This is a genomic window from Achromobacter sp. Root565, from assembly GCF_001427425.1.
Taxonomy (GTDB): domain Bacteria; phylum Pseudomonadota; class Gammaproteobacteria; order Burkholderiales; family Burkholderiaceae_B; genus Achromobacter; species Achromobacter spanius_D.
Window position 1 is genome coordinate 1,500,844 of record NZ_LMGO01000001.1, and the last position, 12,297, is coordinate 1,513,140.

The 12,297-nt window shown below is 65.8% G+C and carries 10 protein-coding genes; 3 read left to right on the forward strand and 7 right to left on the reverse strand.

Going from position 1 to position 12,297, the window contains the following annotated elements:
• The first annotated feature begins 39 nt into the window (after window positions 1–39).
• Together ASD71_RS06635 and ASD71_RS06640 are read left to right on the forward strand one after the other, a co-directional pair.
• Entirely contained in the window at window positions 40–975 is a 936-nt protein-coding gene (locus ASD71_RS06635; RefSeq protein WP_056561344.1) for a dihydrodipicolinate synthase family protein, read from the forward strand.
• 67 nt (window positions 976–1,042) lie between these two features.
• A complete protein-coding gene (locus ASD71_RS06640; protein WP_056561346.1) occupies window positions 1,043–1,747 on the forward strand; it encodes a ribonuclease activity regulator RraA in 705 nt (234 codons plus the stop codon).
• Window positions 1,748–1,811: 64 nt separating this feature from the next.
• Here the strand turns inward: ASD71_RS06640 and ASD71_RS06645 are convergent, their stop codons facing one another.
• From ASD71_RS06645 to ASD71_RS06655, 3 genes are all read right to left on the reverse strand, one after another.
• A complete protein-coding gene (locus tag ASD71_RS06645) occupies window positions 1,812–2,537 on the reverse strand; it encodes a type 1 glutamine amidotransferase (protein ID WP_056561348.1) in 726 nt (241 codons plus the stop codon).
• 181 nt (window positions 2,538–2,718) lie between these two features.
• Complete coding sequence (locus ASD71_RS06650; protein ID WP_056561350.1) at window positions 2,719–3,702, reverse strand: hypothetical protein; 984 nt, start codon at window positions 3,700–3,702, stop codon at window positions 2,719–2,721.
• 9 nt (window positions 3,703–3,711) lie between these two features.
• Window positions 3,712–4,176: a hypothetical protein gene (locus ASD71_RS06655; RefSeq protein ID WP_369818942.1), complete on the reverse strand. Its 465-nt coding sequence runs from the start codon at window positions 4,174–4,176 to the stop codon at window positions 3,712–3,714.
• Between the two features lie 225 nt (window positions 4,177–4,401).
• Here ASD71_RS06655 and ASD71_RS06660 point away from each other — a divergent pair, with 225 nt between their 5' ends.
• Entirely contained in the window at window positions 4,402–4,617 is a 216-nt protein-coding gene (locus ASD71_RS06660) for a hypothetical protein (protein ID WP_056561352.1), read from the forward strand.
• A 125-nt stretch (window positions 4,618–4,742) separates the two neighbouring features.
• Here ASD71_RS06660 and ASD71_RS06665 read toward each other — a convergent pair whose 3' ends face one another.
• The 4 genes from ASD71_RS06665 to ASD71_RS06680 all read right to left on the reverse strand — a co-directional run bounded on the left by ASD71_RS06665 (window position 4,743) and on the right by ASD71_RS06680 (window position 12,295).
• Window positions 4,743–7,175 carry a membrane-bound PQQ-dependent dehydrogenase, glucose/quinate/shikimate family gene (locus ASD71_RS06665; protein ID WP_056561354.1) on the reverse strand — a complete coding sequence of 811 codons (2,433 nt, stop codon included), beginning with the start codon at window positions 7,173–7,175 and terminating at the stop codon, window positions 4,743–4,745.
• Between the two features lie 333 nt (window positions 7,176–7,508).
• Complete coding sequence (locus ASD71_RS06670) at window positions 7,509–11,369, reverse strand: cobaltochelatase subunit CobN (RefSeq protein ID WP_162253552.1); 3,861 nt, start codon at window positions 11,367–11,369, stop codon at window positions 7,509–7,511.
• Window positions 11,370–11,384: 15 nt separating this feature from the next.
• Window positions 11,385–11,744, reverse strand: a complete 360-nt coding sequence (locus ASD71_RS06675; protein ID WP_235512033.1) for a DUF2149 domain-containing protein — start codon at window positions 11,742–11,744, stop codon at window positions 11,385–11,387.
• Window positions 11,741–12,295 (reverse strand): MotA/TolQ/ExbB proton channel family protein, encoded by a 555-nt coding sequence (locus ASD71_RS06680; protein WP_056561358.1) that lies wholly within the window; start codon window positions 12,293–12,295, stop codon window positions 11,741–11,743. Before ASD71_RS06680 ends, ASD71_RS06675 begins: the two co-directional genes overlap by 4 nt.
• Window positions 12,296–12,297: the final 2 nt, after the last annotated feature.

The following is a 12,297-nucleotide window of genomic DNA, read 5'->3' on the forward strand; positions in this document are numbered from 1 at the left end:
CTGACGCCTGCCTCAATCAAATCATTGGAAAAACAGACCATGAAACTGACTGCTGACGCAAAAGGCGTCTATCCCATTGCCCCGACGCCGTTCTTTGACGATGGTTCCGTCGACCACGCCTCGATCGACCGGATGATGGAGTTCTACCTGGCGTGCGGTTCGACCGGCCTGACCGTGTTGGGCCAACTGGGCGAGGCGCCCAAACTGGACTTCACGGAATCCCTGGAAATTGCCTCGCAGGTGATCGGCAAATCGCAAGGCATTCCCATCGTGGTGGGCGTGTCGGCTCCCGGGTTCGCCTCCATGCGTTCGCTGACACGCGAAGTGATGGATCGCGGCGCGGCCGGTGTGATGATTGCACCGCCCAACACCTTGCGCACCGACGATCAGATCGTCAATTACTACCATCAGGCGGTGGAGGCCATTGGCGACGACGTCCCGTTTGTGCTGCAGGACTATCCGCTGACGTTCTCGGTGCAGATGGCGCCCACGGTCATCCGGCGGATCGTGACCGATCTGGCCTCGTGCGTCATGCTCAAGCATGAAGACTGGCCCGGCCTGGAAAAGATCTCGGCGCTACGCCGCTTTGAAGCCGAGGGCTCCATGCGGCATATTTCGATTCTGTGCGGCAACAACGGCCTGTTCCTGGATTACGAAATGGCGCGCGGCGCTGACGGCGCCAATACCGGCTACTGCTTTCCGGACATGCTGTGCGACTTCGTCGAATGGGTGGGCGAGGGCAGGACTGAAGAGGCGCATGACCTGTTCGATGCGCACCTGCCGCTGCTGCGATATGAACAGCAGCCGGGTGTCGGGCTGGCCGTGCGCAAATACGTGATGATGCGCCGGGGCATCCTGACCAGCGCGGCGCAGCGCCGGCCGGGCAGTGCGCTGACCAATCAGGCGCGGAGCGAGGTCGATCATCTCTTGTCGCGCCTGGGCAAGCGCGATGCGCGGGCGCGGGATCTGGTCTAGGACGGCTGCCGCATCAATCTCCGGCGCGCTGAGCGCCCATTCCGATTTCACCAGGGAGAAAAAACCCATGACCGTTTCGGACGAGGTTCAATTCAAGGCGCTGTCCGGCGTCACCACAGCAACACTGACCACAATTCTGTTGAAGAAGGGGCTGCGCAACGTCTGGATCCGCGGCGCCTTCCCGTTGGCGCAAGGCATGGAACGCATCGTCGGCCGCGCGTTCACCGTGCGCTTCGTGCCGGCCCGCGAAGACCTGGCTACGCCGGAATCATGGTCGTCGCCGAAGTCCAGCCGCGGCGCCATCGAGCAGATGCCCTCGGGCTGCATCGCGGTGGTCGACGCCATGGGCGTCAAAGACGCCGGCATCTGGGGCGACATCCTGTGCGCCCGCATGGCGAAGCGTGGTGTTGCGGGCCTGGTGACCGACGGCGTCGTTCGCGATCTGGCCGGCGTGTTGGGCACCAAGCTGCCCGTCTGGGCGAGCGGTGCGGCGGCGCCTCCCTCGGTAGCCGGCCTGACCTTCGTGGATTGGCAGCAACCCGTCGCCTGCGGCGGTGTGGCGGTTTTTCCGGATGACGTAATCGTCGCCGACCAGGATGGCGCTGTCGTCATTCCTGCCGCGCTGCTGGCCGACGTGGTTGACGCCGCCGTCGAGCAGGAACGGTTTGAAGGCTGGATCATGGACGAGGTCAACAATGGCGCCGTGCTGCCAGGCCTGTACCCGCCGAACGAAGCCAACAAGGCGAAGTACGAGGCGTCCAAGAAGAAGTAACGCTGTACAAAAGGCGATGCCGGGGAAACCTGGCATCGCCTTTTTTTGCGCTTCAAGCGCCGGATCAGCGCTGCGCGGGCTTGCCTATGGTGGCGACGAAGGCCCGCGCAATGTGCAGGCCCGCCGCGTCGGCGTCGGCGGCAAAGCGCGCCCGATCCTCGGCCGCCTGCGTTTCCAGCCATCCCGGCGCAATGCGATTGACACGCTCAGGATTACCGCGCGTCCAATCGTGAACGACGTCGGCGCTGGCTTCGAAGTGGAACTGCATCCCGTAAGTCGCCCGGCCCACGCGGAAACACTGATTCTGGACGGTTTGCGACCGAGCCAGAAGGAGGGCGGTCTTGGGAAGGGTGTAGGTGTCGACGTGCCACTGAAAGCTGGTGAAGCCGTCCTGCAACTCGGCAAACAGCGGATCCGCGCGTCCATCGTCCGTCACTACCAGCGGCGTCCAGGAGAATTCCCGTGCCACGCCCAACAGGTTATCGGCGCCGTAGGCGCGGGCCAGTACCTGCGCACCCAGGCAGATGCCAAGGACGGACTTGCCGGCATCGCCGAACGCGCGCATCAGCGCGACCAGCTTGGGCAGGTAGGGATAAAGATCATCGTCCCGCGCGCTCGGCCAGCCGCCCGGAACGATCAGGGCGTCGAAGTCGTCGAGCGCAATGTCGCCGAGTCCGTCGCGATAGACCCGGAACCAGGTGATGTCGGCATGGGCTTCATTCAGCGCGCTCAGCAGAAGGCCGAGCTGCGTGTTCTCCATGGTTTCGATGATTGCGACGCGCGGGGGCATGGGTACTGGATTGGGACGGGCTAGAGAGGCTTGGCGCGCATCTTATCCGATGGCGACCGGACAACGGGGCGGAAACGGCTATTTCGTACTTTACATAATACACATTATGCGTATGTCGGCGATTCCGCAGTCCGAATACGCCTGACGGTCTCCGCGCCTCGCGCGGCCGATCCGCTTGTCGTCAGAAGCTGACCGCCAGGCCAACAGAAAAGCCGGACACGTTGTTGCCGAATACATACCGCCCGACCAGGCGGGTGCGCGTAATGAATACGTCGTAGGCGCTGGAGTCCAGTTCGAGACCGGCGCCCACTGAAGTCAGCCGGTCAAAGCCCAGAATCCCCTTCTGATCGCCCAGGAATTCCGAGTGAGTCAGTTCCAGGACGTATCGCAGCGGGCGTTGCAGCAGCAGCATGCCGGTGGGCGCCCGATAGCGGGCCCATAGATTCGCCGACTGCGCGATCGCGCTGCCGCTGACCGCAGCGGAACTGTCGAAGCTCTTCAAGCGGATGTCGGAATAGCGCAGTTCGACATCCACTTCATAGCCAGGCCGATAATGCTCGTAATCCAGCATGATCGAGCCGCCCAGTCCGTAGGCGTTCAGCGATCCCCGGTCCAGGAAGTCGATGTCCCGTCCTGTGCGTTGCCCCACGTACCAGCTTGCGGCGCGCAAGTCGCTGGTGACATTGCCCAGGGCGAAATTGAAGATGGGGCGAAGTTTCAGCTCGTCCGTCAACTTGAAGTCCCAGCCGATTCCCCCCGTGGCCGAGAGGCTGTTCCATTTGGTCGGAATGCTCCGGGTTTCGGCGCCTTGCGTTGCCACGAATGTGGGATCGTACCGGCTGCCCGCCAGCACGCCTTCCAGATAGACGGGAAACGAATCCGAAATCGTGTCCCCTCCTCCCAGCTGCGTCATGAAAAATTCAGTTGATCCCGACGTCGAGCCGCCGCCGCCGGCGATGTTCAGGGAGCTGGTGGTGATGTCCGGCACGATCGAGAACGACATCAATGCGAGCACGCCATTTGCCCGCTTTTGCAGGTCATTCTGCGTCAGACGCAGCCCCTCCTGGCCAAAGGCAAGGCCAGGAACCACGGCAAGCGCCGCCAGCGTGCATGCGCCAAAGCCGCCCGTGGCCCGGTGGCGCGCAACTCTGGATCCGCTGGGCATACGCACCTCCTATTTAACGGCGGGCGGATCGACCATTGATTGCCGCTGCGCAATCAGCAGTTCGTCGCTCTGGTCGATCCGTATGGTGCCGATGCGGGGAAATTCGAAGTCGATGATGATGTAGAGCGCCGCCGTCATGACGACGGCATACACGAGCCGGTGGATCAGCGTGTCGCGGTTGGACGATGCCAGGTTGAGGCCGACCAGCACCGCCGCCACCAGCGCCAGAAACCCCAGGAAGGCATAGGTGGCAATCGGCGGATGCACCTTTTGCGCCACCGTTTGGGCGGATGCCATATCGAACATTTCATTGACCGCGCCGGCGTAAGACGCGGCAAATGGCGGAACGCTGCTTCTGGCCGCCTGCATGGATGTCGCCCAGATTTCCTTCTGCATCGCCGCCACCTTTGCGGCCACCGCGTCTCGATGCGCAAGGTCCGCGACATTACGGTAATAGTCGATACGCCCGTCCACGTACCGGCGGAACTGCTCTCGCAAGGCGGGCTGCTGGCTCGCATCCAGCATGTCAATGCGTAGCCAGGCGGTCCCGATCGCATTGACTTGCCGATGTCGCCAGGGATTATCTATTACATTTTGTTAGCGACACCCCCTGCGCACTACGCCTTCCGGCTATTCCAGGTTGCATGCCTTCCCGACTAAGATCCTTATTTTTCAGCGACTTATGAAGAGGCTGCGGAGATGACTACCACCTACTTTGGCCTGACCGTCGTGAAAGACCGCCTGGTGCGGCTGAACGACATTCGTCGCCTGCCGTTCTTCTCGTTCTGGGAAGAAAGCAGCCGGGGCTCGGCGCTTTGCGAAGGCGATGAGGGAGAGATGTTTGTGTTCCTAAACGACTGGGAAAACTTTTCGGATCTCTTCATCAAGACGGGGAAGCATCGATACAGCCAATAATCGGCTTGGTGGGCGCCCCGGTGGCGTTGTACAAGCTGTACCGCACCCGCACGCTGCAATCCCGGCTTTGACCCAAAGAAAAAGGCGCTCCGAAGAGCGCCTTGATCCTACGCTTACCGCACCGTTCAGATCTTGCCCGGCAATGCGTAAGCGATCACGTAGTCGCCGCGGTCCGGCGAGTTGCGGGCGCCGCCGGCCGAGATGACGATGTACTGCTTGCCATCGGCGGTCGACTTGTAGCTGATGGGCGTGCCCTGGCTGCCGACCGGCAGGCGGACCTTCCACACTTCCTTGCCCGTCCCGGCATCGTAGGCGCGCAGGTAGTAGTCCTGCGTGGCGGCGATGAACACCAGACCGCCCTGCGTGGCGAGCGTGCCGCCGATGGTGGGCATGCCGATCGGGATCGGCAGGCCCAGCTTGACGCCGAAGGGGCCGGTGTCCTGCACGGTGCCGACCGGCACCTGCCAGACCATCTTCTGCGTCTTCAGGTCCACGGCCGTCAGCGTGCCGAACGGCGGCGCCTGGCACGGGATCTCCAGCGGCGACATGAAACGCACCTTGGCGTTGATCGCATAGGGCGTGCCGGACAGGGCCACGGGGCCCTGGATCGCGGCGGCTTCATTGCCGTCGCTCTTCTTGGCGTTGGCGCCGGCTTCGACCAGTTGCACTTCCAGGCCGACGCGCATGTCGTTGATGAAAAGGTAGCCGTTCACCGGGTCGATCGAGATGCCACCCCAGTTCATGCCGCCCAGCGAACCCGGCAGGTTCAGCGACGGATCCGTGCCCGGCGGCGTGAACAGGCCCGTGTAGCGCTTGGACTTGAAGTGGATGCGGCACAGCAGCTGATCGAACGGCGTGGCGCCCCACATGTCCGATTCCTTCATGTCGTTCGCGCCGATCGAAGGCATGCCGACGGAAAACGGCTGGGTCGGCGAGTAGGTTTCGCCGGGGATGTTGCCGGCTGGCACCTTGCGCTCTTCGACGCGCGTAAGCGGCTTGCCGGTCTGGCGGTCCAGCACGAAGATCTGGCCGGCCTTGGTGCCGAACACCAGCGCCGGCACGGTCTTGCCGTCGACGGGGAAGTCGGCGAAGGACGGCTGCATCGGGACGTCGAAGTCCCACAGGTCGTCATGCACGGTCTGGTAGACCCACTTCTCGCGGCCGGTGCTGGCATCGACGGCCAGCACGGACGCGCCGTACTTGCGGTCGAGCGCAGTGTGCTTCACGCCCCACAGGTCGACGGCGGCGCTGCCCACCGGCATGAACACGGTGTTCGACTGCGCGTCATACGACATCGGCGCCCACACGTTCGGGGTCGAGCGTGCGTAGGTCTGGCCGTCGGCGGGCGCGGCCTGGTCTTCCGGATTGCCCGGATCGAAGGCCCAGCGCAGCTCGCCGGTAATCACGTCGAAGCCACGCACCACGCCGCCAGGCATATCGGTGCTGACGTTGTCCGCCACGCGGCCGCCGATCACGATGGTGGTGCCGGCCAGCGTCGGGGCCGAGGTCGGGTAGTACTCGCCCTTGTCGGCGCCCTTGCCCATGCCGGCGCGCAGATCCACGCGGCCTTGCTTGCCGAAATCGGCGCAGAAGGCGCCGGTGTCGGCGTCCAGTGCGATCAGCTCGGGCGTCACGCTGTTCATCAGGATGCGGCGGCGGCAGGCGGCGCCGGCGCCCAGGCTCACGGCCTTGACCGGCGTCGCGCCCTCGACGGTGGGCTGCTCAAGCGGCGCATCGATATCGAAATAGGCCAGGCCGCGGCAACGCATCCACTTCTTCTGTTTGGCGTTGATCTCGACCTTCCAGAGTTCCTTGCCCGTGGTGGCGTCCAGCGCGATCACGTTGTTGTGCGGGGTGCACAGGAATACGCGGTTGCCGATCTGCAGCGGGGTCTGCTGGTCTTCGGCTCCGCCGCCACCGGGGCTGACGGGGGTGTCGCCCGTGCGGTAGGTCCAGGCAACCTCAAGGTCCTTCACGTTGTCGCGCGTGATCTGGTCCAGCGCTGCAAAGCGGGTACCGCCGGCGGTGTTGCCGTAGTGCGCCCAGTCCTTTTGTTCCTGGCCGGGTGCGACGGGCTTGAGCGCCAGGGTCTCGCCTTGCGACACGGGCGCGTGCGGCACGAACATGCCGGCCACGGTCGCGATGAAGGCCAGCGCCAGCACGGCGGCGGCAATGCGGGCCGGCGCCGGATTGGCCGGCAGCTTCTGCGCGCGGCGCAGCAGCGGCTGCGACAGCGCGACCAGGATGCCGAAGCCCACGAACACCAGCACGCGGGAGACGAGCGGCCAGAATTGCAGGCCGACGTCGATGACTGCCCAGATGGCGGTGCCGGCCAGCGCCAGCGCGAAAAGCAGGCCGCCATTGGCGCGGCGGCGGGCGATCTGGATGCCGGAGATGGCGAGCACAACGCCGCACACCACGAAATACCAGCTTCCATTCAGGGCCACCAGACGCGCGCCGTGGTAACCGAAAAACAGCCCGGCGGCCAGAATGCACGCGCCCAGCACAAACAGCCACACTTTTGCGAGCGCGGACAGGTCTTTATGTTGTTGATTCATAAGGGATTCCAAAACGAGACGGCCACTCAGTCAGCAATGCGTCTCAATGACCGGCCCAGAGTATAAGGGTTTGTCCTAGGTCAAGGAACCCGCAGCGGCGGCTAAATCTGATTCGGGTTGAGCTGCATCCCGTACGCAGCGCCCCATCGGTCGTACGAGCGGATCCATAACGTCCCGCAGGCCGAGCACGAAAAATGCGCATGGCGGCGACCTGCATGTTCCGGTGCAGTGGCGTCCACCCGCTGGACGCCACGGTACATCAGACGCGGATGCGCCTCGACCCGGCCGCCGTTCGCCAGCGCGTGGCAATGCGGGCACAGCCCTTTCAACGCGTCACCATCTTGGGCGCAGGAGCATGCCTGCCAATATGGCGGCCAAGGCGATCAGCGCCAGCGGCCAATGTCGTGAAGCGGCGGGATCCGGCGCGTCGGCGGCCTGGCGCGCTTGCAGCGCATAGCCTTCGACGACGGCGCCCTCGCCCATCTGGTCGCCAGTCTCGCCGCCCGGCACGCGAGCCGGCGCCTGTTGCCCGCTCGGCGATGCGCCGCAGTCCGCGGCACCGCAGGCGTTGCGCGCGGCCTGCCGGCTGTCTGCCAGCGCGGCAGCCAATTCGCTACGCTGCTGCGCGTCGGACTTCCAGGCGCCCCGGTCGATGGCCGCCAGCAGGGTCTCGATCAGGTTTTCGCGTGCCGCCGGATTGCTGGCCTCGAAGTAAGTCTTCAGGCCGAGGTCATGCTTGTCGTCGACATACACCTCCTTGACGTGCGCCCAGTCCGCGTCGCTGACGAGATCCGGTGTGGTGGTGTCCCACAGCAGCAGATTGGCCGGCAGCTCGGCCATGTAGCGGGCGCCGTTGTAGCCGCTACCCTGCATCGCCTGGATCCACGCGGGATTGAGGTAGCGGGTGGCCAGCTCGCGGTTGAACGTGCGCGACAGCGATTCCATCCGCACGTCGCCCCGCCGCATGTTTCGCGTATCGGCCACGTAGTTGCTGATCTGGCGTCCGGTCTGCTGGCGCACCGCCATGCCGATTCCGCCCAGATACGCGGCGGGCATGCTGGTGTCCAGCAAGCCATACGCGTTTGAGCTGCGGCTGAAGACGGCCGCGTCCACGCCCGAAAGCTGGGCGGCGAAGGCCTCGGCGTCGGCCGCGCCCGGGTCGGTTTCCCCGTAGGCATGGCCAAGCCTGTCCGTATACAGCCGGGCCAGCCGTTCGTCGGTCCATTCCGCCCCGGCCTGAATGGCAAATTGGGTCGATGGCGAATAGGCGCCGGGCGCTGTCGAGTAGATGCGCCGTCCGGCGCGGGTGGCGGCTTCGCCGGGAGCGACGCCCGCCGCGATCAGGATGCGGCGCGTACTTTGTTCGCTCTGCCGCACCGGGTTGTCGGCCTCCGGCGCGGACGCGGCCAGCCGTGCGGCCTTGGCAAGCATGGCAATCTTGTCGCGGAAATGATCGCGGTAGGTACCTGACGTGGTGACCAGCACATCGACGCGCGCACGCCCCAATGCCGCGCGGTCATCCAGCGCCACGTCGATCACTTCGCCCCGCGGATTCCAGACGGGCCGGGTGCCGAGCAGCCGCATGATCTGCGCTTCGATCATCCCTTCGTTCTGCGCGGACTCGCCAGACCACAGCACGAAGGCGACCTTGCCGGGCACCGCGCCATGCTCGCGCTGGTAGTTGGCGACCAGCTCCTCGGCCAGCTTTGCTCCCTGCTCCCACGCCTGCTTCGTCGGGAGACGCCGGGTTTCAGAGGTGTAGGGATTTCGGCCAGGCGGCAGCGCGTCCGGGTTGCGGATGGCGTCCGCCATGGGTCCCGGCGGGACATAGCGGCCGGCCAGCGCGCCGATCACGGCGTCCATCTCTTGCGGCGCGGCCAGGATGCGTTCGGTGTAGGCCTGAATCCGGGCGGCGGTCTCCGCCGGCAGCGCGGACGGGTCGCCGTCCAGCACGGCGCGCACCGCGCCGATCGCGGGTGCGTCGGCCGAGTCGCCCGCCAGCATGGCCTGCACCATGCTCGCTACCGTGTCCGGCCCCGGCGCCTCTCCCAGCACGTGACCGCCGATCGGGGTGACGGCGCTGTCCATCTCCTGCAGATAGGCCTGCAGGGCCGACGCGAGCGTTGGCCAGTCGGCCGTCTGCGGGTCCACATCGAGCGCCGTGGCAAACGGCTGCGCCGCAGCGCGCGCCGCGTCCTGCGTGGCGGGGGCCGAGGGGCTGACCGCTTCGAGCGCCTGCCGCAGCGCCTGCACGTGCGGCGCAGCAGGCAGACGGCCGATGGGCGGCATGAATCCGATCGTCACGGCCTGCGTGCGGCGCTTGTTGCCCACGCCGCCGTTGGCCTGCAACGGCGTGGGCTGGATGTGCGGCACATTTCCGATCAGCGCGCCCACCCAGTCGTCGCGGCCGGGCCCCTGCTGTTTGCCGGGCATCAGCGACAGTTGCGTGAAGATCGGCAGATAGGCGTCGGCCTGCCATGACTGCTGCATCCAGAGATAAAACGCGATGTACTGATGGTGCGGCGCCAGCGCACCCGTCGAACGCAGCGCCCCGGCATCCTGCAGATAGCCCCACACCGGATGCGGCATCAGCGCGACCTTGCCGAATCGCAGAATGGGCAGCACGATTGCGCGCTTGCCATCGGAAGCGGTATGCACCATGAGCCGGCCGGGCGGCGGGCCCCATTGCGCTTCGGTCTGCGCGCGCAGCGCTTGCGGCAGCCGTGCATAGGCGCGCAGGTAGTCGGCTTCCGGCAGCAGCACCGCATTGCCGTCGCTCACGCGCCGCGCCATTTCGTCCTGCGCGGCCTGCGTCTTCGCAGGGTCGCGCGCCGGCTGGGACGGATCCCACAGGCCGCCATCGATGTTGGACGCGTCGCGCGCCATCACTTGGGCAAGGTGCGCGGCGTCGGGCAGTGCGGCGTCGCCCACATCGTAGCCCTCTGCTTGCAATCGCCTGAGCAACGCGGCCAGGCTGGCCTGCGCATCGAGATAGGTGTCAGGGTCGCTGCCCACGTCCGCCTGGTCCGCGGCCTCACTGTGGAAGGCGACGACGATCCGTTTGTCGTGGTTGGCCATGCGATGCAGCCGGGCCCAGGCCAGCGCCCGGGCGACACGCCATTCGATCTGCTCGGGGATCGGCACATGGCGCACCGCGCCGTCGGGTTGCACGGTTCGCGCGCCGACCATCATGGGCTCGACGATGCCGCTGACCTCCGACAAGGCCAACTGTCCGCTGCGATCCGGCGCGAAGCCGCCTATGTCGCGCCGCCATTCGTCCGGGGTGCGCGTGTAATCGGTGGTGCAGCCCAGGACGGTGACGCCCAGCGCCCTCGCCTGTTCCACGCCGGCGCGATGATCGCGGTAATCGATCTGGCTGGCGCACAGGATCAGGACATCGATGGCCGCGCGCCCATCCGGTCCCATGAACGATTGCAGCGAATCACGGCTATCGCTGCGCCAGATCGGCACTGGCAGACCGCCCTGCCGTTCGACTTGTGTGATGAGCGCATCGATCACGCCCGTGTTCTCGCCCAGCGCGAGGCTGCGGTAGAACATGATGCCGACCCGAGGCCTGACGGATGCGTCCGGCAGCCGCTGGCCCATCCATGCCATGTAGTCCGCGGGCGATTCGAACGCCTGGGCATGCGCGGGGTGGTAATAAGCATGGTCGGCGTATCGGACGGGTGGTTGGACCTCGCCCGGCATTCCCAACAGACGTGCCCCCAGGTAACCAAAGAGCCGGACGTAATTGCTGACCGTGGCGTTGCGCCAGTAGACGATGGCGTCCGGGACGCTGTCCGCCGCCACGTTGCCGCGCAGCCATTCCGATCCGTTGATCACCAGCACGCGCGTGCTCGCGCCCGCCGCATCGAACTGGCTGCGGTATTGGGCAAGCTTCGGCCCGACGCCTTCCACCAGGACGAGGTCATACGCCGCCAGGTCCACATTGTCGATTCCCGGCAAATGCCCCGATCCGAGCCCGAACAGGTCGATCTGGAACCGGCCGGCCAGGCGCTGCACGGCCGCGCGCAGCGTGGTCGGCTGCTGGGCAACTTCGATCGACACGACGGCGATCCGCGGCGGCGCGGGTGCGGCCAGCAGGGGCGCGACGCCCATCATCGACAGCAGCGAGGCCACTATGAAAAGCAGCGTGAAGGCCAGATATCGCTGCAACGCGGGGTATTTGTTCAACTGGAGTTTCATCGCTTACTTGGACGCCGGCGCGCCTTGTTCGGGAACGTAGACGACCTGGCCGTCGGGAAGCCGGTAGGCAGTGCCCAGGCGATGGCCCTGCCCCGACAGTTTCTGGTCGGTCACGCGTTCGACCTTGATCTGCTGCTTCTCCTTGCTCACCACCTCCAGCGTTCCATCGGCGGTAGTGCGCGTGAGCGTCCAGCTGGCGTCGTCGCTCAGGAGGTCGGTCGACCCCAGCACCGAGAACAGCGCCAGCGCCATCGCAACGATGAAGGCAAGGCTTGCGTCGAACAGGTTGGCCACGCCGGCCAGCGGATCGTCGTGGACCGCGCTGTCGCCGTGCCGCCGGGCGAACCGCATGCGCGGCTTCACGAGACGGCTCCGTCAGCGGCGGCCTCATGGCGGCGCAGCACGCGCTCGGCATGCAGCCGGATCGCGTCCAGATCCTGCCGCTGCCATCCCTCGCGCACCATGACGATGACGTGCGCCACCACCCCGACAGCGATGCCCACGATGGTGGACGAGAACGCCACCACCATATGGTTCGCCAGCGCGGGCAGGTCGCCCTGCGCCAGACCGCTGAGGGCGGCCGCCATCGGGATCAGCGTGCCGATCAAGCCGAGCGACGGTCCGCACCGGACCGCAAAGCGCACCGCGTTGAGCGACCGGAGGCTGGCATGGTCGGCCTCGGCCAGCACCTGTTCTATCCGGATGTCCACGGGATCGTCGGCGGCCTGCGCTGCGTCGTCGATGCGCGCCGTGTAGCGCGCAACGGCCGACCGCCGCCCACGCAGCCGTTGCATCGCGCTACGCCCAAACATGCCCAGCGCGATGAGCGTCCATGCCACCAGGACGATGAGCAAGGCGATGACGGGTTGGAACAGCAATTGCGCGATGCCTTCCAGCAGGGACTTGATCTCCATGG

Coding starts and splice junctions, on each gene's coding strand:
- ASD71_RS06635 (WP_056561344.1), top strand. CDS start 40: ATGAAACTGACTGCTGACGCAAAAGGCGTCTATCCCATTGCCCCGACG.
- ASD71_RS06640 (WP_056561346.1), top strand. CDS start 1,043: ATGACCGTTTCGGACGAGGTTCAATTCAAGGCGCTGTCCGGCGTCACC.
- ASD71_RS06645 (WP_056561348.1), bottom strand. CDS start 2,537: ATGCCCCCGCGCGTCGCAATCATCGAAACCATGGAGAACACGCAGCTC.
- ASD71_RS06650 (WP_056561350.1), bottom strand. CDS start 3,702: ATGCCCAGCGGATCCAGAGTTGCGCGCCACCGGGCCACGGGCGGCTTT.
- ASD71_RS06660 (WP_056561352.1), top strand. CDS start 4,402: ATGACTACCACCTACTTTGGCCTGACCGTCGTGAAAGACCGCCTGGTG.
- ASD71_RS06665 (WP_056561354.1), bottom strand. CDS start 7,175: ATGAATCAACAACATAAAGACCTGTCCGCGCTCGCAAAAGTGTGGCTG.
- ASD71_RS06680 (WP_056561358.1), bottom strand. CDS start 12,295: ATGGAGATCAAGTCCCTGCTGGAAGGCATCGCGCAATTGCTGTTCCAA.